The organism is Cellulosimicrobium sp. CUA-896, assembly GCF_001942335.1.
GTDB lineage: Bacteria > Actinomycetota > Actinomycetes > Actinomycetales > Cellulomonadaceae > Cellulosimicrobium.
This window is the reverse complement of record NZ_MKKH01000033.1, coordinates 144,596-162,234: the sequence shown is the minus strand read 5'-3', so window position 1 is coordinate 162,234 and position 17,639 is coordinate 144,596. Positions and strand designations below refer to the sequence as shown.

The window sequence follows — 17,639 nt, the reverse complement described above, 5'->3', positions numbered from 1 at the left end:
TCGCGAAACTTCTCGCCCAGCAAGACAGCGCGCCGGCACGGCTCCACCGGCACCTCTAAGGTGCGCGCTCGGTCCGCGCGGACCGACCGCGGCCGCACGGCCCGACGCGTGCGCCGGGCGACGACGACGGTAGGAACGTCCCGTGACGTCGAACCGCGTGCCCGACCACCACGCACCCGAGCCCCGCGTGCTCGCGTCGACGCGTGCCGCGCCGGCTGGGTGGGCGTCGTGCTCGACGACCGGCCCGACGACGCCCGGCCCCGTGGCCCGCAGGCGCACGAGCCGCACCCGGGTCGAGGCCCACGTGGCCGCGACGATCGACGCGCTCGTCGCGCTCGCGTCCGCGGGCGGCGACCTCGACGCGGTCGCGATCGACATCCCCGTCGGGCTTCCCGCGCCGGGCGCCGACGTGCGGACGTCCTCGCGCGGGCGGAGATCGGCGCGCTGCGGTCCTCGGTGTTCATGACCCCTGTGCGCGCCGCCCTGAGCGCACCCGACCACGCGACCGCCGTCCGGGTCAACCGCGAGCACGCGGGCGAGGGGATCTCGATCCAGGCCTTCGCCCTGCGCGTCAAGCTCCTGCAGGTCGACGCGTGGGTGCGCACCACTCGCGTCCGGGTCGTCGAGGCGCACCCCGAGGTGAGCTTCGCGCGCATGCACGGTGCGGCGCTGACCTCGCGCAAGTCGACGTGGGCAGGTGGTGAGGCGCGACGGCGCCTCCTCGCCGAGCAGGGCGTCGTGCTCGCCGGCGAGCTCGGCCTGGAGGGCGAGGACACCGGCGCCGACGACGTGCTCGACGCCGCCGCCGCGGCCTGGACCGCCCGGCGCGTCGCGCGCGGCGAGGCGGTGCCGCTGCCCGACCCTCCCGAGGTGTTCGACGACGGGTGGCCCGCCGCGATCTGGGTGTGACGCGCGCGGGTAGCCTTGGCGTGGCGTCGGAGGACCCGACGCCACGGGCCTCTAGCTCAACTGGCAGAGCTGCGGACTTTTAATCCGTAGGTTCCGGGTTCGAACCCCGGGGGGCCCACCACAACAGGCCCACCACAACAGGCCCACCACGACAGGCCCATCACGACAAGCCGACGTGGCCGGGCTCGAACCGGCCGATCTCGAGCTCGACGACGACGTAGCGCAGTTGCTCGACGTGGAAGAGCAGCAGGTCGATGACGAGTTCGTCGCCGTCGACGTTGAAGCGGACCTGGCGGCCGACGAACGCCATGCCGTGCCCGAACTCGAGCAGGGTATCTTAGAGCGTGTCCATCAGGGCTTCCTCCATGTCGCGTTCGTGGACGCGTCCGGTCAGGCCGAGGTGGTCGAACACCCCAGGGGTCGCGCACGAGCTGCTGGGCGAGCTCGGAGTCCGCCGGGGTCAGGTGCGTGGCCGAGCGTGTCACCGGGTCGCACGCCCGCCTTCCTTGCCCAGCGCTCGCGCACCTCCTCGTGGTCGGGGAGCAGGCCGCGCAGGTACGCCTCGACAGGACGGGCGCGGTACGTCGTGCTGCTGACGGGCATCGACAGGGACAGCGGGGTCGGCTCGCGCAGGCTGAGGTGCTCGGGCGAGTAGCGCAGGGTGGTGGCGCCGCCGTCTCGCTCGATGATGCCCGCGACGCGTCCGTACAGGGCGAAGGCGAGTCTCACAGGTCCCCCAGCAGCTCGGTCAGGACGTCCTCGGCGTCGCGGTGCTCGTCGTCGACGAGCGTGATGGCCGCGTCGAGCGCGCGCATGACGGACAGCACGCGGTTGAGCTCGGCGCGCGGGCGCCGGCCGCGTTCGAGGTCGATGACGAAGGCGCGCGAGACGCCGGCGCGTTCGGCCAGGCGCCCCTGGGTCAGGCCGGCACGCTCGCGACGTTCTCGCAGGGCGGCACCCAGCTGGATCTCGTTGGCGATGGGCCTCATGACGTCACAGTACTGTGACACACGGGAAGTCATAGTTCCATGACAGGTGCCTGTGTCACGGTACTGTGACAATGAGCCATTGTCTCGGGACCGTGACCGCTACCGCCATGATCGGCGCACCACCGCGGTCATGACGAAAGGCCCGGGCGTCAGCCCGTGCCCTCCACCAGCCGTCGCGCGAGCTCGCTCGGCCCCAGCCGTCGGGGCCGCCCGCGGCGTGCAGCATCATCTGGACCTCGAAGTCGAGCGCCTGGCGCCGGCCACGACTGGCCACGACGCCGCGACCGCGGACGTGGCTCCCTTCCGGGTGGCGATGCGCGAGCACGGGCGGTGCGGTGGCGTGCCGCGCGGGCCGTCGCGCGGGCAGTCGCACGGGCCCGGCACGACCCGACCCAGGCTCGGCGCGTCGGCCGACCTGGGGCGGGGCGCGTCGGACGCGGTGTGCGGCACCGTCGCTGGATGCCGGTGCCGCACCTGCAGGGGGTTCGGTGCGGCACCGGCTGCCTGCCACGCTAGGTGCCACCTGGACATCCGTCCAGTAGTGGGCAGGGGTGAAAGTTGAACGCGCACCTACTCACCACAGCGCTTTCCCGACAGACTGGCGCGCATGGCGCTGAGCTGGGGGCAGGCGGAGGACGGCGTGTACGAGGCGCGGGCACCCGAGGGGGTGTACCGGATCGTCGCGCGCGGGGACGAGTGGTGCCTGGAGAAGCCGCACCCGGCACCGGGCCGCATCGGCGGGTTCCGGTCGCCCGCGGAGGCCATCGCGTGGGGTCAGGACCTGCACCACGCGCCCGCGAGCCGCACGTGCGCACCCCCTCGCCCGCGTGGCCCACCGTCGACGAGCTCGCGGACGCCGTCGACGTCCGGCCCGCAGCGCTGAGGTCGTGGCTGAGCACCCACGCCGGCGGGTCCATGAGCCCTCGCCGCCGGATCGACCCGGCCACCCAGCAGCGGATCCGCACCTTCTACGCGAGCCCCGGCGGACGCTAGCCGCCTCCTGCCGAGGCGCCCGCCCGGCCGCGACCCTCAGGACCCGACGGCGACGAGGCTCTCCCGGCCGCAGCCGCGGGGGTCGCGGGTGCGCAGCGCGTCAGGCCCGTGGTCGCCCACCGCGGTCCCGGTGGGCTCGTACACGTCCGCGTCCCCCACCGGGAAGCACGTGTGGTCGGCCACCCACAGATGCCAGAGCCCGCGCTCCGGGTGGTGGTACTCGAAGGCCACGCGGCGTCCCGCCACGTGCGTCACGACGCCGCGCAGCGTCACGGGTCGGCCCGTCCGGTCGTGCGTCCGGTGCTCGGACGGCACCGGGTGCCGGAGGGCGATGGGTTCGAGTCGTCGTTCGTCCTGCTCGTGGTGCACGAGGAGAGGGACGCCTCAGATCCCGTCCCGGTGACGCGACGGACCGGGTGAAAACAGACATCGGCCGCGCGCCGTGCTTGCACGCCGCCGCGCGCCGTGCCACGACGGCGCTGTCATGCCGGAGATGCCGGCGGCGTCACCCAACGACCCAGGACGAGACGAGCGCCTCGACGCCCACGACGGTCACGACGCCCTCCGCGGCACGGACGAGGTCCGGGTCCTCCGTGACGAGCACGTCGGCCTGGAGCCTCGCGACCGCGAGGTACTCGGCCCGGCCGACGTCCTGCCAGCCCAGCCCCTCCGCGAGCTGCCACGCCGTCGCCCGGGAGACGCGGTCGCCGAGCAGGCGCACGCGCGTCGTCGTCACCCGGTCGAGGAGACCCTTGCCCTCCCGGTCCTCCAGCTCGCCGGCGCGCACGGCGCGGTAGAGCAGGGACAGCACCTCGGACCGCAGGACGTTCGGCGCCACGAGCTGGTGCTCGGCCGGGACGGTGATGCCGTCGCGCGCGAGCCGGATGGCCGTGGGCGCGTCGATCGCGTAGCGCGTCATGGGCCCATCGTGACAGCGCGGACGTGCGGCGTCGACGGCGTCGTGGACGGCGCCCGTGGCGGACGACGTCGACCGTCAGCCCTCGTCCGGCACGACCACCGGCTCGGGGTCGCCCGACGCCCGCAGGGTGTCCATCACCGCGTTCTCCACGAGGAGCGGGACGAAGTCGCGCACGTGCGCGTCGTCGAAGGCGTCGAGCTCGGCCAGCACCTGCTCGCGCACCTGCGCGACGGGTAGGTCCGGGAAGCGGTCCGCGATGCGCTGCACCACGACGTCGATCTCGCGCGACTCGTCGGTCATGGGCCGAGGGTGGCAGACGGCGGTGGCCGCCGCCGGAACCCCGGGTGAACACTCGTCGCGACGTCGGGCCGACCGATGAGTTCGCGCCCCGGCCCGCGTCGGCACCGACGACCGGGCACGGCGCCCGGCGCGAGAGGAGCAGCACGTGTCCTTCCAGGCGTACCTCGACGCGGTCGAGGACAAGACCGGCCTCACCCCGCGCCAGCTCGTCGACCTCGCGCACGAGCGCGGCTTCGACGGGACGACGAAGGCCGGCCCGATCCTCGAGTGGCTCAAGGAGGACTACGGGCTCGGACGGGGCCACGGCATGGCGATGGTCCACGTCATCACCAAGGGCCCGCGGATCGGCACCGAGCACGTCGGCACGGACGGCACCCATCGCGACGAGTCCGACACGCTGTGGCTCGACGGGAAGGCGACGAAGCCCGTCTGACGCCCGGCCACGCCCGGCCGCCGGCGTCCGGGCCGGGCGGGCCGCCCGTAGACTCGAACGAGTGCAGTGCCACCACTTCGACGCCGCGCGCTGCCGGTCGTGCACCCTCCTCGAGCAGCCGTACCCCACGCAGCTCGCCGACAAGCAGCGGCACTGCGCCGAGCTGCTCGCGCCGCTCGCCCCCGGCCTGCGCTGGCTGCCGCCCGTCGAGTCGGCGGAGGCCGGCTTCCGCAACAAGGCCAAGATGGTCGTCACCGGCACCGTCGAGGAGCCGGTGCTCGGCATCCTCGCCGAGAACGGCGGCGTCGACCTCACCGACTGCCCGCTGTACCCGCCGGCGCTGCAGGAGGCGTTCGGCCCGCTGGCCGAGCTCGTGACGCGCGCCCGTCTCGTCCCCTACGCGTCCGGGCACGTCGCGGCGAGCTCAAGTACGTGCTCGTGACCCTCTCGCCGGACGGCGACCTCATGGCGCGCTTCGTGCTGCGCTCGACGGAGTCGGTGCCGCGGATCCGCAAGCACCTGCCCGCGCTGCTCGCGGCGCTCCCCGCGCTGCGCGTCGTCTCGGCGAACATCCACCCGGAGCACAAGGCGGTCGTCGAGGGCGAGACCGAGCTGCTCCTCACGGAGACCGAGACGCTGCGCATGACGGTCAACGACGTCGACCTGCACCTGCGCCCGCAGAGCTTCTTCCAGACCAACACGGACGTCGCCGCCGCGCTCTACCGCCAGGGCCGCGCGTGGGTGGACGAGGCCGCCCCCGGCTCGGTCTGGGACCTGTACTGCGGGGTGGGCGGGTTCGCGCTGCACGTCGCGGGGCCGGGCCGCGACGTCGTCGGCGTCGAGACGGCGGCCGAGGCCGTCGCGAGCGCCCGGCTCACCGCGCGCGACGCGGGCCTCGACCGCACCGCGTTCCTCGCGCAGGACGCGACCGCCTTCGCCCTCGCCCAGCCCCCGGAGGCACGACCGGAGCTCGTCGTCGTGAACCCGCCGCGCCGGGGCATCGGCGAGACGCTGAGCACGTGGCTGGAGGAGTCGGGCGTGCGGCACGTCGTCTACTCGAGCTGCAACGCGACGTCGCTCGCGCGCGACCTCGCGCTCATGCCGACGCTGCGCCCGCGCGAGGCGCGCGTGCTCGACATGTTCCCCCACACGGGGCACTACGAGGTCGCGGTGCTCCTCGGGCGCGCCTGATCCACGGCACCACCCGCTACAGCTGCGCGACGTCGCCCACCCGGCGCGCGGCCTCGACCGCCGCCTCGTCGAGCCGTGCCCGGTACGCCGCCCACTCCTCGCGCGACTGCTCGGGCAGGTTGCCGTCGTCGTTGCCGGCGCGCTCGTCGACGAGCTCCCGCACGATGTCGGCGTGGCCGGCGTGGCGCGCGACCTCGGCGAGCAGGTGGACGAGGACGCGGTGCAGCGTCACCTCGCGCAGGTGCGGCGGCCACCACGGGACCTCGCCGGTCGCGTCGAGGTCGAGCGCGGCGACCGTGGCGTCGGCGTGCGCGCACGAGCGCCGCCACAGGTCGAGGATCTCCTCGCGGGTCTCGTCGGCCGTCGCCCACATGTCCGCGTTCACCTCGGCGTCGTCGGCGAACCACGGCATGGGGACGTCGAAGGGGCGCCCGAACACCGCGCCCAGGTAGTCGGCCTGCACGCTCGCGACGTGCTTGACGAGGCCGAGCAGGTTGGTCCCCGTGGGCGTGAGGGGCCGGCGCGCCTCGCGCTCCCCCAGCCCGTCGAGCTTGGCGACGAACGACGCGCGCTCCTTCTCGAGGTAGCGCTGGAGCACGGTCTTGGGGTGCAGCGTCCAGTCCGGTCGCCCGGGCGCGGGTGTGGTCTCGGTCATATGGCGGACGCTACCTCCGGCCACCCGCAGCGGTGCCACACTCCCGCCATGGCGACCGTGCACCCGGAGATCACCGACCGCATCGCGTCCTTCGTCCTCGCCCAGCCGCTGTTCTTCGTCGGCACGGCGCCGCTCGCCGCGGACGGGCACGTCAACGTCGCCCCGAAGGGAATGGCGGGCACGTTCGCCGTCCTCGGCCCGCACCGGGTCGCGTACCTCGACTACACCGGCTCGGGCGCGGAGACCCCGGCCCACCTGCGCGAGAACGGGCGCGTCGTCGTCATGTTCTGCGCGTTCGACGGACCGCCGAACATCGTGCGGTTCCACGGCACCGGGCGGTACGTCGACGTGGGGACGGAGGAGTTCGACGCGCTGCGCCCCGTGTTCGCCAAGGCCGAGACGGCGGGCCAGCGGGGCGTCGTCGTCGTGGACGTCACGCGCGTCTCCGACTCCTGCGGCTTCTCCGTCCCGCGCATGGCGCTCGTCGAGGACCGCGACCTCCTCGACCGGTGGGCCGCCCGGAGGACGCCCGAGGAGCTCGCCGACTACCGGCACCGGAAGAACGAGCGCAGCATCGACGGCCTCCCGGCGATCGACGTGCGGCCGGGCCCGGTCGACGACGCACCGGCCTCCTGACCTGCCGAGCGCCGGCGGCGTCGGGCCCGTCGCGCCGGCGTCAGCCGCTCGCCGTGGCCGCGAGGTACGCGGCCCCGCGCGGCGACAGGCGGTAGCCGACGTCGAGGCTCTCGGTGAGCCCGAGCTCCTTGAGCCGGCGCACGCGCACCTTGAACGGGTCGCGCTCCATCCCGACCCCGGCGGCCAGCTCGCGCGCCACCACACCGGGACGCGCGGCCACGAGCTCGAGGTAGGCGCGCGTCCACGGCTCCGCCGCCGCGCGGTCCATGCGCGCCAGGCGGGTACGGATCGCGGCCACGTCGTCGGCGTCGAGGTGGTCGTCGGCCCGGAGCGCGACGCGCGGGTCCTCCCCCGCGAACCGCAGCCCCACCCGGTACAGGTCGCCCTCGCGACCGGCGCCCCGGGCGAGCACGTGCCCGGGCGACGCCATCCCGGCGCGTCGGGCCTCGTCGTCGGACACGAGCGGGGTGCCGTCGCCGCCGAGCGGCACCTGCTCGACGGAGGTCACCTCGACCACGCCCACGCGCGTGCGCTGCCGGGTCCCGACGCGCACGCGCGGCACGGTCCAGCGGCGGAACGCGAGCGTCACCGTCCCGTCCTGGATGCCCCGCAGCGTCCGCGCGTCGAGCAGCACGACCTCGAGCATACGAGCGGCGGTCCGCGGATGTCCGCCACGACCGTGCGTCGCGGTGCGACGCGCCCCGGACGTGTGGGACCGTTCTGGCAATGTTCTGGATCGTCGCGGGAGCGGTTCTCGTCCTGTCCGGCCTCGCGATCGCCGCGGGGGCGGTGCGGGGTGCGCGCCGGCAGGGCTCGACCGGCGCGCACGGTCTCGCGATCGCGCTCGGCGCGGGGCTCGCCCTGTGGGGCGGGATCGTCCTCGCCGTCGCCCTCGTCGTGCGCGGCTGAGCGCCGCCACCGGTTCCCGCGGACCGGTCCGCCCGTCGCGCCGGGGCGCGCGATCCGTGCCACCGTGGGCACACGGCGCACCGCCGCGCGAACGGCGCGACGGCCGGCGCCGAGGAGGACCGCATGGACGTGATCGCCGCGCACGGGGACGCCATCGGCGCGTTCGACGCCCGCGTCCGCCCGCTCGCCGACGACCAGTGGTCGCTGCGCACGCCGGACGGCGACTGGAGCGTGCGCGAGCTCGTCAACCACGTGACCGCGGAGCAGCTGTGGGCGCCGGAGCTCCTTGTGGGCAAGACCGTCGAGGACGTCGGCGACGCCTTCACCGGGGACGTGCTGGGCGACGCCCCGGCCGACGCCTGGGTCGACGCGTCCGTGCAGGCGCGCGAGGCGTTCCTCGCACCGGACGTGCTGGACCGCGTCGTGCACCTGTCGTCCGGCGACGTCTCCGCGGCCGAGTACTGCGCGCAGCTGACGTCCGACCTCGTCGTGCACACGTGGGACCTCGCGCGCGCGACCGGCGCCGACGAGGGGATCGACCCGGCGCTCGTGTCCTGGGCGCTGCACTACGCCGAGTCGCGCTCGAGCCTCCTCGGCGCGGGCGCGCTCCTCGCCGGCCCGCTCGACGTCGACGACACCGTCGACGACCTCACCCGGCTCCTCGCCCTCACCGGACGGCGGCGCTGACCCGGGAGGACGGCGTCACGCCCCCGTGTCGCCGCCCGCGTCGGCGCAGGTCTCGCGGTACGCGGTGAGCCCCTCGTGCGCCGAGGCGACGTCGAGCTCGACGGTGGGCTCGGTCCCGGCGTCGAGGTTCTCCTGGAGCTGCAGGAACGGCACGCGCACCGCCGCGACGGCGTCGGTCAGCTCGTCCGGCACGTCGGCAGACAGGAGCCGAGCTCGATGCCGACCGCCGTCATCGCGCTCACGGACTCCGTGTCCGCGCCCTCGCTGACGTCGACCAGCGCCGCGACGACACGGCGCTCCAGCGGCTCGTCGCCGTCCACGTACATCGCGGTGCACGCCTCCTGGAGGGTGAGCACGGCGTCCGGCGAGGCCGTGTTCCCGTCGCTCCCGTCGCCCCCGTCACCGGCGTCCTGCGTCGCGGTGCTCGTCGGGGTGCCCGACGGCGTGGGGTCGGCCGCGTCGTCGCCGCCGCCCGAGCAGGCGGCGAGCAGCAGGACGCCGAGGACGGCCGCGGCGGGACGGGCGGGACGGAGCAGGGCGGTCATGGGCAGCATGAAACCATCCCCGCCTGGGACTCCGGGAACGCGCGCCGCGGGGCCGGCAGGACGTCCCGCCGCTTCGACGGGTGAGCCGCGCCGGGCGGCTCTAGCCTCGTCGGATGACCGACGCCCCCGCGCCCCCGGCGCCCGACGAGCACGCACCGACGGTCTCCGTGCTCGCCCTCACGCCGCTGCTGACGATCGAGATCGAGCCGAGCGGCCCGCGCGACGGGTCCCCGGAGGTGCACGTCCACCCGGGCGGGCAGGGTCTGTGGCTGGGGCGCATGGCCTACTCGCTCGGTGCGCGCGTCGTGGTGTGCGGCCCGTTCGGCGGGGAGACCGGGATGGTCGCCGCGCACCTCGCGCGCGCGGAGAACCTCGACCTCCGGACCACGACGACGGGCGGCAACGGCGCGTTCGTGCACGACCGCCGCAGCGGTGACCGCGCCGAGGTCGTGACGATGGACCCCTACCCGCTCAACCGCCACGAGGTCGACGACCTGTACGGCACGGCCCTCGTCAGCGGGTTCGACGCGGCCGTGACCATCCTCACGGGGTCGGAGACGGACGTCGGGGTCGCGCCGTCGTTCTTCGAGCGGCTCACGAACGACCTGCACGCGTCCGACCGGACGGTCGTCGCCGACCTGTCCGGCGAGCAGGCGCGGGCCGTCGCGTCCGGTGCGGGCGCCGTGCTCAAGATCAGCCACGAGGAGATGGTCGAGGGCGGGTTCAGCGACGACGACTCCGAGAAGGCGCTGCTCGCGGGCGCGCGGGAGCTCGTCGCGGACGGCCCGCGGGCACTCGTCGTCTCGCGCGCCGAGGACCCGACGCTCCTCGTGACGCCCGACCGCACGTACTCCGCGCAGGCGCCGGACGTGACGACCGTCGACCACCGCGGCGCCGGCGACTCGATGACGGCGGGCATCGCCGTCGGCCTCGCGCGCGGACTGGACCTGCCGGGTGCCGTACGGCTGGGCGTCGCGGCCGGCGCGCTCAACGTCACCCGCCGCGGGCTCGGGACGGGCCGCCGTGACCAGATCGAGCGCCTCGCGGAGCGCGTCACCGTGGAGGAGATCTCGTGACCACCACCACCGCACCACCAGGACCTCGAGCACGACCCCGACCACGCAAGGAGGACCCACCGTGCACGCCCTCGTGACGAACGACGACGGCATCGACTCCCCCGGCCTGGCGGTCCTCGCCGGCGCCGCGCTCGACGCCGGCTACGACGTGACCGTCGCCGCCCCCGCGCGCGAGTCCTCCGGCGCGAGCGCGTCCCTGCTCGGCGCGGAGCACGACGGCCGCCTCGTCGTCGAGCCCCGTCGCGCCCCCGGCCTCCCGGAGGACGTGACGTCCCTCGCCGTGCGCGCCGCACCGGCGCTCATCGCGTTCGTCGCCGCCCACCGCGGCTTCGGGCCGAAGCCCGACCTCGTCCTGTCCGGCGTCAACAAGGGCGCCAACACCGGGAACGCGATCCTGCACTCGGGCACCGTGGGCGCGGCGCTCTCGGCGACGACGCACGGCATCACGTCCGTGGCCGTCTCGGTCGACGCGGCGGAGCCACGGCACTGGGAGACGGCGCGCACGGTGACCGACCACGTGCTCGGCTGGGTGCGCGAGAACCCGCTCGGCGGCCGCACGCTCAACGTCAACGTGCCGGACTGCCCGCGCGAGCGGCTCCGCGGTCTGCGCAACGCTCCGCTCGCGAGCTTCGGCCTCGTCCAGGCCCGCATCCACGAGAACGAGGACCGTGACCTCATGCTCCAGTACGCGGGCACGGAGCGGCACTCGGAGCCGGAGTCCGACACCGGCCTGCTCACGCGCGGCTGGGCGACCGCGACGCTGCTGCGGGCACCGTTCGCCGAGCACGACGTCCAGGTGCCCGACCTGGTCTGACGTCCCGCGCCCCGTCGTCAGGCGCGGCGGTCGGCGCCCTCGTCGTCCGGGCCGCCGCGCCGGTCGTGGCGCTCGACGTCCGGCTCGCGGTGGCTCTCGCCGTCGGGCCCGTCGTCGGGCCCGTCGTCGAGCCGGTCCCGCTCCTCCTCCACGCGCAGGTGCTCGGCGGTGCGCTCACGCTCCTCGATGACGTCCTGGCCGGGACCGGCGAACGCGCGCGAGCGCTGCTCGCCCTCCGCGCTGCCGCTGAAGAACGCGGACTCGGCGGCCGTCGAGGCGGAGTCCTCGCCGTGCTCGTCGGCGCCCACCACGCGCGTGCGCACCGGACCGCCGGTCTCGGCGGCGAACAGCTGCGTGACGTCCTCGCTCGGCGTCGACCCGGCCCGTCCCGCCCGGCGGATCGTCCCCAGGACCACGGGCGCGTCGGGCCGCCGCGCGCCGCGCTCGGCGGGGAGCCGGGGCGGACGCGCGGGCGGCACGGGCAGGTCGTCGGCACCACCGCTCGTCGGCTCCTGCGCGAGGTCCGCGCCGGTGTCGTCGCCGAGCACCTCCGCGCCACCGGCGGCCGAGCCGGCGTCGTCGCGCGGCGCGGACCCGGCACCCTCGAACCGTGTGCGCGGCAGGCCCCACGGTGCGGCGCGCTGGACCCAGTCCACCAGCCCCTCGCGGACGTAGCACCGCAGGTCGAACAGGGTGGGCGCGTCGTGCGCGCTGACGAGCGCGCGCACGCGCACGAGGCCGCCGACGGCTTCGGTCACCTGGAGGATCCCGACCCGCTCGTCCCAGAGCTCGGTGAGACCGAGCAGCCGCTTGAGCTCGGTGCGCATCTCCCCGACGGGCACCTCGAAGTCGAGGTCGAGCTCGACCGTGCCGAGGAGGTCGGCCGCGCGGCGCGTCCAGTTCTGGAAGGGGCTCGTCGTGAAGTACGTCGACGGCAGGATGAGGCGGCGGTCGTCCCACAGGTGCACCACGACGTAGGTCATGGTGATCTCCTCGATGCGCCCCCACTCGCCCTCGAGCACGACGACGTCGTCGACGCGGATCGCGTCGGTGAACGCGATCTGCATGCCGGCGAAGATGTTCGCGAGCGACGTCTGCGCGGCCAGACCCGCGACGATCGAGATGAGCCCGGCCGAGGCGAAGATGCTCGCCCCTGCGGCGCGCGCGCCGGGGAACGTGAGCAGCACCGCGGCGACGGCGCACACGGCGATGACCGCCACGGTGAGCCGGCGCAGCACCGTGATCTGCGTCCGCACGCGCCGCGCGTGCCGGTTGTCGGCGGTGTCGATCCGGTAGCGCTGAAGCGCCGAGTCCTCGAGGACGAACGCGAGCGCGCCCACCCACCACGCGCCCACCCCGATGAGGGCGATGAGCAGCAGGTGCTCGACCACGGGGACCCACGGGTCCGACGGCTCCGTCGTCAGGCTCACCGCGACCCACACGGCGATGACCATGAGGACCGCGCGGTCCGGCTTGCGCAGCGCCGGGACAGGTCGCGCAGGAGCGCGCTGCGGTGCCCCATGCGTCGCACCACGGCGGACAGGATGCTGCCCAGCAGGAACGCGACGACCAGACCGGCCGCCACGGCACCGAGGGTCACCAGGACGTCGGTGGCGTTCTCGATCTCGGGTTCCACCCCGCCAGGTTAGGCAGCGTCCCGCCGGCCCGCGCGAGCCGGGGAAGCATGAGCCGCGTCACGCCCGGCGCGACGCGCGGACGGTCGTGTCCCGGCCTACGGTGAGGCGCATGATCTCGTGGGACCTCGCGCTCGCCCTGCGCGACGCCGGTCTGCGCTGGTCCCCCCGTTCGGGAGACCGCTTCCGTCTCCTCGCGACCGGCCCGGCCGGCGACGTCTACACCGTCAGCGACATGACGATCGAGCCGCACGAGTTCGACACCGGGGTGATCCTCGGGTTCAACGGGACGACGGAGTGGGCGCTGGACTCGGTCGCGCTCGAGGACACGCTGTGGCACCCGCTCGAGGACCAGCTGCGCGACCTGCTGCGGGGAACGTTCCGCTCGCTCGAGCACGCCGGCGACGAGTTCGTCGTGCGGACGGCGGTCCTCGGGGACGAGCGCCGGTTCGTCGCCACCGAGCCGGCGGACGCGTACGCCCGCGCGCTGCTCGACCTCGTCACCGCGAGCGCCGACGACGGCGCCTGAGGCCTCCGCCCGGCGCGACCGCCGGGGGCCTCGAGACGCGAGGGACGCCCGGTCTTCACACGGCGGCCACCGCCCCCGCACGCGACTCTCGACGCATCCTCGCGGAAATCGGCCGGTCTGGACGTCCGTCTAGTTGAGGATTGAACAGCCGCCGGGGAACCGTGGTCCGACCTGAGTGCTGACCGGTGGCGCCGTGGTGCCGAGGGCTCGACGCCCCCGCCACGCCCGCACGTCATCGTGGTCGCCGCCCGCCGTCCCGGCGGGCGGTTCGTGCGCGCACCGCGCGGCCCGTGAGCCGCCCGCGTCCGGCCACCGACCTCACGATCGGAATCCTTCGCTTGACTGGACAGCTTTGCCACGCCTGCGCGACCCGCCGGCCGACCACCGACGAGGAGCGCTGAACATGGGCCGTCACACCGCACCCCGACCTGCCGTCCGCGCGGCGCTCGACGCCACCGCCCGGCTGGGCGCCGGGCTCGCGCACCGGGCCTCCGGGTCGCTGACCCGTCGTTCGCTCGCCGGGGCGAGCGCCGCCGTCGCGGCCGTCGCCCTGACCGCGACCACCGCCACCGCGACGCTGCTCGACGGCGCGCCGACCACCCCGGCACGCGCCGCGTCCCTCGCGTCGTCAGCGCCTGCGGGCGCCGCGTTCGGCATCCCCGTCGTCACGGCCGACCCGGCCGTCGTCGAGGCCGCCGGCGACGAGCTCGTCCGCGCCGAGTTCCTCACCCGCGAGTCGTCGGGCTCCCTCCCGGGCGACCAGGTCGCCCAGATCGAGAAGGCGCGCGTCGCCCTCGAGGACGCGCTGGCTGACGCCAGGACGCCGTCCACGACGCCCGTCCTGACGTCCGGGGCGTCCGGCGCGGGCGGGGCCTCCGCGGGCACCACGCCGACGGAGGACGCCCCCGCGACGGCGGAACCGCAGGACGCGGAGCCCGCCGGCGCGGACGGCGCCGCCGACGAGACCGCGCAGGCCCTGGCCTCGCGCGAGGACGGGCGCGCGAGCCGTTCCTCCGCTCGGACGCCGCTCGACGAGCTCGCCGCACCGCTCGAGGGCGCGCCGACCCTGTCGCCGCCGCTCGTGCGCCTGCCCGCCGAGGACGCGGAGCCCGCCGGCACGCCGGCGGCGCCCGCGGACGAGGACGTCGCCGAGACCGAGGCCCAGGGCGACGCGACCGCGTCGCAGCCGTCGGCGGGGGCGGCCGCGTCCGTGGCCGACGAGGCCACGGCCGCGCCGGCCAGCGACCAGAAGATCACCGACCTCACCGGCGAGCTGCGCACGCTGCTCGACGCCTCGGCCGCCGAGGTCGCCGTCGAGCCCGCGCCGGAGCCGCCGCCGCGCCCGCCCCGCCGTCCCCCGAGGAGATCGCCGCGCAGCTCGACGCGTGGGCGACCTCGACCGAGGGGTTCGGCAACGGGCAGATCCCGGCCGACGCCCTGTGCGAGCTGTCGTGGGCGCCGGGCGAGCAGCTGCGCTGCGACGCCGACCACCAGTTCGAGGCCCTCAACGCCAAGTACCGCGAGGCGTTCGGCACGGACATCGCGATCACGGACTCGTACCGCTCGTACGACTCCCAGGTCGCGACGAAGGCCGCGCGCGGCTACTTCGCCGCCGTGCCCGGCACGTCCAACCACGGGTGGGGTCTCGCGCTCGACCTCGGGGGCGGGATCCAGGACTACGGCACCGCGCAGTACGAGTGGATGCGCGCCAACGCCCCCGCGTTCGGCTTCGACAACCCGGAGTGGGCCCGCGCCGGCGGCTCGAAGAACGAGCCGTGGCACTGGGAGTACGGCGACCTGTCCTGACCGACCCCGCTCGCAGCACGACCGCGCCCCGCGTCCGCCACGGACGCGGGGCGCCGTCGTGCCGGACCCGGTGCGAGCGTGCGGCGTCGCCCGCATGCTGAGGAGGACCCTGGACCCGAGACCGGAGGACCTCATGCCGGACCAGACCAGCCCGCAGGATCCCACCACGCAGGAGCCCCGGCCGGGGCAGCCCGCCGACGACCTCCAGCCCCCGGGCACGACCGGGGAGATGTCGCAGGAGCCCGACCACGGCGAGTCGACGTACACGGGCTCGGGCCGCCTCGAGGGCAGGCGCGCGCTCATCACGGGCGGTGACTCGGGCATCGGTCGCGCCGTCGCCATCGCGTTCGCCCGCGAGGGGGCCGACGTCGCCATCGGCTACCTGCCCGAGGAGGAGGCGGACGCGCGCACGACGGCCGACTGGGTCGAGAAGGCCGGGCGTCGCGCGGTGCTGCTCCCCGGCGACGTGCGCGACGAGAGCTTCTGCCGGCGGCTCGTCACGGACGCCGTGGACCAGCTCGGCGGCCTCGACGTGCTCGTCAACAACGCCGCGTACCAGATGGCCCAGGACGAGGGCCTGCGCGGCATCTCGACGGAGCAGCTCGACCGCGTGTTCCGGACGAACCTGTACGCCCTGTTCTGGATCACGAAGGCCGCGCTCGACCACCTCCCGCGCGGCGGGTCGATCATCAACACCACGTCGATCCAGGCGTCCGAGCCGAGCCCCCAGCTCCTCGACTACGCGTCGACGAAGGCCGCGATCCTCAACTTCACGCGCGGCCTCGCGCAGCAGCTCGCCGAGGAGGGCATCCGTGTCAACGCCGTCGCCCCGGGACCGATCTGGACGCCGCTGATCCCCGCCACCATGCCGGAGGGCAAGGTCGAGCAGTTCGGCGGCGACACGCCCCTCGGGCGGGCCGGCCAGCCCGCCGAGCTCGCCCCGGCCTACGTGTTCTTCGCGTCGCAGGAGTCGAGCTACATCACCGGCGACCACCTCGCGGTCACGGGCGGACGGCTGTTCTGAGCGGGCGGCCACGCGGCTCGCGAGCCGGTGCTACGCGGCGAGGGCGTCCGCCAGGAGGAGCATCGTCACGAGGAACCCCGTGACGAGGTTGAGCCACAGGAAGGTCCGCCAGCCCGCGTTCGCCCGCTCGCAGTCGGCGTCCGTCACGGTGCGGAAGCGCAGCACGTTGACCGCGTACGGGAGCGGGAGCAGCGCGGCGAGGACCCCCGGCCAGGGCAGCACCGCGAGCACCGCGGCGGCGGCGACGTACGTCGCCGCCGCGGCGACCACCGTCGCGCGCGCCCCGATCACGGTCGCCACGGAGCCGATCCCCGCCGCGCGGTCCGCGCGCACGTCCTGCACCGCGCCGAACGCGTGCGAGGCCATCCCCCACAGCACGAAGCCGACGAGCACGGGCCACACGGTCCGCGCCGCGAGGTCGGCGCCGACGAGGACGAGCGCGTAGAGCAGCGGGCCGGCGAAGTGCATCGCCGACGTGAAGGAGTCGAGGAAGGGCCGTTCCTTGAACCGCAGCACGGGCGCGGAGTAGGCCACGACGAGGAGGACGACGACGAGCAGCGTCACGGCCGCCCAGGCGTCGCCGAGCGCGAGCAGCCACACGAGGAAGGGCACGTTGGTGACGGCGCAGGCCCACAGGATGCGCCGGTGCGTCGTACGGGCCGTCGCCGGGTCCGCGAGCGCCCCCTCGATCCCGCCCTTGCGGGGGTTCCGCAGGTCGCTCTCGTAGTCGAAGACGTCGTTGACCCCGTACATCAGCAGGTTGTACGGCACGAGGAAGTACAGCGTGCCGACGACGAGCGCGATGTCGACGCGCCCGCCCGTCGCGACGAGGTAGCCGGCGGCGAACGGGTAGGCGGTGTTGATCCAGGAGAACGGCCGGGAGGCGGCGAGGACCGCCCTCACGTCGTGCCCCCGTCGGCCCCGGCGGCCCCGGCGGCCCCGGCGGCCCCGGCGGCCCCAGCGCGACGGCGCCCGAGGACCTCCCACAGCGCCGGGGCGCCGAGCGCGGCGACGACCGGGTACGCGAAGTCCTCGAGCGGGGCGCCCCAGACGTACACGCCGAGGATGCGGTCGGGGTGGTAGACGTACAGCCCGACGGCGATCATCAGCGTGTCGAAGACGAGCGTGAGGACGAGCAGCAGCACGGTCGTCCACACCAGCCCGCTGGGCCGCAGACGGCGCAGGACGCGCCACGAGACGGCCACGACGAGCGCGATGACGATCGCGTTGAGCACGATGTTGGTCACGGCCGCGCCCCCTCGCGTGCGTCGGCGCGCCGCCGGGCGACCCGGTCGAACGCGCGCCACGCGACGAGCGCGTTGTAGCACAGCAGCGTGAGGAAGACGGCCTCCTCGACCGGCAGCTCCGGCGCGAGGAGGAGGCCCGTCATGTACGGCGCCTCGCCCCGCGAGAAGATCCCGAGGGCGATGCCCACCACGTCCCAGACGAGGAAGCCGACGACGGCGGTGCCGACCGTGAGGAGCGTGCGCCGCCGGTCTGCCCAGAACGCGAGGCGGAACCGGCGGTCGAGCAGCGCGATGCCGGTGATGGCGCCGAGCAGCGCGGCGAGGTAGAGCAGTCCGGTCATCG

Annotated in this window: 26 protein-coding genes, 1 tRNA gene and 1 pseudogene; 13 read left to right on the top strand and 15 right to left on the bottom strand. The window is 75.0% G+C overall.

Annotation, left to right across the window (positions count from 1 at the left end; translation table 11 throughout):
* Positions 1-60: 60 nt before the first annotated feature.
* Positions 61-909 (top strand): DUF429 domain-containing protein, encoded by an 849-nt coding sequence (locus BJF88_RS23645; RefSeq protein ID WP_083649083.1) that lies wholly within the window; start codon positions 61-63, stop codon positions 907-909.
* Between the two features lie 45 nt (positions 910-954).
* A tRNA-Lys gene (locus BJF88_RS11900) sits at positions 955-1,030 on the top strand.
* 39 nt (positions 1,031-1,069) lie between these two features.
* Here BJF88_RS11900 and BJF88_RS19120 read toward each other — a convergent pair.
* The 3 genes from BJF88_RS19120 to BJF88_RS11885 form a co-directional block, all read right to left on the bottom strand.
* Positions 1,070-1,219: a PDDEXK nuclease domain-containing protein gene (locus BJF88_RS19120; RefSeq protein WP_139316037.1), complete on the bottom strand. Its 150-nt coding sequence runs from the start codon at positions 1,217-1,219 to the stop codon at positions 1,070-1,072.
* Positions 1,220-1,299: 80 nt separating this feature from the next.
* Positions 1,300-1,638, bottom strand: coding sequence for a HipA N-terminal domain-containing protein (locus BJF88_RS11890; protein WP_075828936.1), 339 nt, complete (start codon positions 1,636-1,638; stop codon positions 1,300-1,302).
* Positions 1,635-1,898 carry a helix-turn-helix domain-containing protein gene (locus tag BJF88_RS11885; protein ID WP_075828935.1) on the bottom strand — a complete coding sequence of 88 codons (264 nt, stop codon included), beginning with the start codon at positions 1,896-1,898 and terminating at the stop codon, positions 1,635-1,637. Before BJF88_RS11885 ends, BJF88_RS11890 begins: the two co-directional genes overlap by 4 nt.
* A 607-nt stretch (positions 1,899-2,505) precedes the next feature.
* Here BJF88_RS11885 and BJF88_RS11880 point away from each other — a divergent pair.
* Complete coding sequence (locus BJF88_RS11880; RefSeq protein WP_075828934.1) at positions 2,506-2,781, top strand: hypothetical protein; 276 nt, start codon at positions 2,506-2,508, stop codon at positions 2,779-2,781.
* Between the two features lie 146 nt (positions 2,782-2,927).
* On the opposite strand, the gene BJF88_RS11875 is transcribed toward BJF88_RS11880, so the two are convergent.
* From BJF88_RS11875 to BJF88_RS11865, 3 genes are all read right to left on the bottom strand, one after another.
* Complete coding sequence (locus BJF88_RS11875) at positions 2,928-3,164, bottom strand: hypothetical protein (RefSeq protein ID WP_139316036.1); 237 nt, start codon at positions 3,162-3,164, stop codon at positions 2,928-2,930.
* 232 nt (positions 3,165-3,396) lie between these two features.
* On the bottom strand, positions 3,397-3,810 hold the full coding sequence (locus BJF88_RS11870; protein WP_075828932.1) for a type II toxin-antitoxin system VapC family toxin: 414 nt from the start codon (positions 3,808-3,810) through the stop codon (positions 3,397-3,399).
* A gap of 75 nt (positions 3,811-3,885) precedes the next feature.
* Positions 3,886-4,110: a three-helix bundle dimerization domain-containing protein gene (locus BJF88_RS11865; protein ID WP_075828931.1), complete on the bottom strand. Its 225-nt coding sequence runs from the start codon at positions 4,108-4,110 to the stop codon at positions 3,886-3,888.
* A gap of 145 nt (positions 4,111-4,255) precedes the next feature.
* Between BJF88_RS11865 and BJF88_RS11860 the strand changes: the two genes are divergently transcribed.
* Positions 4,256-4,543, top strand: a complete 288-nt coding sequence (locus BJF88_RS11860) for a DUF4287 domain-containing protein (RefSeq protein WP_075828930.1) — start codon at positions 4,256-4,258, stop codon at positions 4,541-4,543.
* Positions 4,544-4,604: 61 nt separating this feature from the next.
* Positions 4,605-5,734, top strand: a pseudogene (gene rlmC / locus BJF88_RS11855) (23S rRNA (uracil(747)-C(5))-methyltransferase RlmC).
* Between the two features lie 16 nt (positions 5,735-5,750).
* Here the strand turns inward: rlmC and BJF88_RS11850 are convergent.
* Entirely contained in the window at positions 5,751-6,389 is a 639-nt protein-coding gene (locus tag BJF88_RS11850; RefSeq protein ID WP_083649082.1) for a DinB family protein, read from the bottom strand.
* A 48-nt stretch (positions 6,390-6,437) separates the two neighbouring features.
* Here BJF88_RS11850 and BJF88_RS11845 point away from each other — a divergent pair, with 48 nt between their 5' ends.
* Positions 6,438-7,025: a pyridoxamine 5'-phosphate oxidase family protein gene (locus BJF88_RS11845; protein ID WP_075828929.1), complete on the top strand. Its 588-nt coding sequence runs from the start codon at positions 6,438-6,440 to the stop codon at positions 7,023-7,025.
* Positions 7,026-7,065: 40 nt separating this feature from the next.
* Here the strand turns inward: BJF88_RS11845 and BJF88_RS11840 are convergent, their stop codons facing one another.
* Complete coding sequence (locus BJF88_RS11840; protein WP_075828961.1) at positions 7,066-7,659, bottom strand: hypothetical protein; 594 nt, start codon at positions 7,657-7,659, stop codon at positions 7,066-7,068.
* A 92-nt stretch (positions 7,660-7,751) separates the two neighbouring features.
* Here BJF88_RS11840 and BJF88_RS11835 point away from each other — a divergent pair, with 92 nt between their 5' ends.
* A complete protein-coding gene (locus BJF88_RS11835; RefSeq protein ID WP_075828928.1) occupies positions 7,752-7,934 on the top strand; it encodes a hypothetical protein in 183 nt (60 codons plus the stop codon).
* Between the two features lie 123 nt (positions 7,935-8,057).
* Entirely contained in the window at positions 8,058-8,621 is a 564-nt protein-coding gene (locus tag BJF88_RS11830; protein ID WP_075828927.1) for a TIGR03086 family metal-binding protein, read from the top strand.
* A 15-nt stretch (positions 8,622-8,636) separates the two neighbouring features.
* Here BJF88_RS11830 and BJF88_RS19640 read toward each other — a convergent pair whose 3' ends face one another.
* Entirely contained in the window at positions 8,637-8,813 is a 177-nt protein-coding gene (locus BJF88_RS19640) for a hypothetical protein (protein WP_158068930.1), read from the bottom strand.
* Positions 8,798-9,175, bottom strand: a complete 378-nt coding sequence (locus BJF88_RS19635) for a hypothetical protein (protein ID WP_158068929.1) — start codon at positions 9,173-9,175, stop codon at positions 8,798-8,800. Before BJF88_RS19635 ends, BJF88_RS19640 begins: the two co-directional genes overlap by 16 nt.
* Before the next feature lie 104 nt (positions 9,176-9,279).
* Between BJF88_RS19635 and BJF88_RS11820 the strand changes: the two genes are divergently transcribed.
* Both BJF88_RS11820 and surE read left to right on the top strand, forming a co-directional pair.
* Positions 9,280-10,242, top strand: coding sequence for a 1-phosphofructokinase family hexose kinase (locus tag BJF88_RS11820; RefSeq protein WP_075828925.1), 963 nt, complete (start codon positions 9,280-9,282; stop codon positions 10,240-10,242).
* A gap of 61 nt (positions 10,243-10,303) precedes the next feature.
* Positions 10,304-11,056 carry a 5'/3'-nucleotidase SurE gene (gene surE / locus BJF88_RS11815; RefSeq protein ID WP_075828924.1) on the top strand — a complete coding sequence of 251 codons (753 nt, stop codon included), beginning with the start codon at positions 10,304-10,306 and terminating at the stop codon, positions 11,054-11,056.
* Positions 11,057-11,073: 17 nt separating this feature from the next.
* Here the strand turns inward: surE and BJF88_RS11810 are convergent, their stop codons facing one another.
* Both BJF88_RS11810 and BJF88_RS22180 read right to left on the bottom strand, forming a co-directional pair.
* Positions 11,074-12,510, bottom strand: coding sequence for a mechanosensitive ion channel family protein (locus BJF88_RS11810; RefSeq protein WP_075828923.1), 1,437 nt, complete (start codon positions 12,508-12,510; stop codon positions 11,074-11,076).
* Entirely contained in the window at positions 12,483-12,692 is a 210-nt protein-coding gene (locus tag BJF88_RS22180; RefSeq protein ID WP_075828922.1) for a hypothetical protein, read from the bottom strand. The genes BJF88_RS11810 and BJF88_RS22180 overlap by 28 nt, the downstream gene beginning before the upstream one ends.
* A 110-nt stretch (positions 12,693-12,802) precedes the next feature.
* Between BJF88_RS22180 and BJF88_RS11800 the strand changes: the two genes are divergently transcribed.
* From BJF88_RS11800 to BJF88_RS11785, 3 genes are all read left to right on the top strand, one after another.
* Positions 12,803-13,219: a pilus assembly protein CpaE gene (locus BJF88_RS11800; protein ID WP_075828921.1), complete on the top strand. Its 417-nt coding sequence runs from the start codon at positions 12,803-12,805 to the stop codon at positions 13,217-13,219.
* 1,365 nt (positions 13,220-14,584) lie between these two features.
* On the top strand, positions 14,585-15,025 hold the full coding sequence (locus BJF88_RS23640) for a M15 family metallopeptidase (protein WP_083649081.1): 441 nt from the start codon (positions 14,585-14,587) through the stop codon (positions 15,023-15,025).
* A 133-nt stretch (positions 15,026-15,158) separates the two neighbouring features.
* Positions 15,159-16,049 carry an SDR family oxidoreductase gene (locus BJF88_RS11785; protein WP_075828960.1) on the top strand — a complete coding sequence of 297 codons (891 nt, stop codon included), beginning with the start codon at positions 15,159-15,161 and terminating at the stop codon, positions 16,047-16,049.
* A 30-nt stretch (positions 16,050-16,079) separates the two neighbouring features.
* Here the strand turns inward: BJF88_RS11785 and BJF88_RS11780 are convergent, their stop codons facing one another.
* From BJF88_RS11780 to BJF88_RS11770, 3 genes are read right to left on the bottom strand one after another with little or no spacing between them, the layout of a single operon-like run.
* Positions 16,080-16,952 (bottom strand): prenyltransferase, encoded by an 873-nt coding sequence (locus BJF88_RS11780; protein ID WP_075828918.1) that lies wholly within the window; start codon positions 16,950-16,952, stop codon positions 16,080-16,082.
* A complete protein-coding gene (locus tag BJF88_RS11775; RefSeq protein ID WP_075828917.1) occupies positions 16,949-17,296 on the bottom strand; it encodes a lycopene cyclase domain-containing protein in 348 nt (115 codons plus the stop codon). The genes BJF88_RS11780 and BJF88_RS11775 overlap by 4 nt, the downstream gene beginning before the upstream one ends.
* The gene (locus BJF88_RS11770; protein WP_075828916.1) at positions 17,293-17,637 is read right to left on the bottom strand and encodes a lycopene cyclase domain-containing protein; all 345 of its coding nucleotides are present in this window, start codon (positions 17,635-17,637) and stop codon (positions 17,293-17,295) included. Before BJF88_RS11770 ends, BJF88_RS11775 begins: the two co-directional genes overlap by 4 nt.
* Positions 17,638-17,639 lie beyond the last annotated feature (2 nt).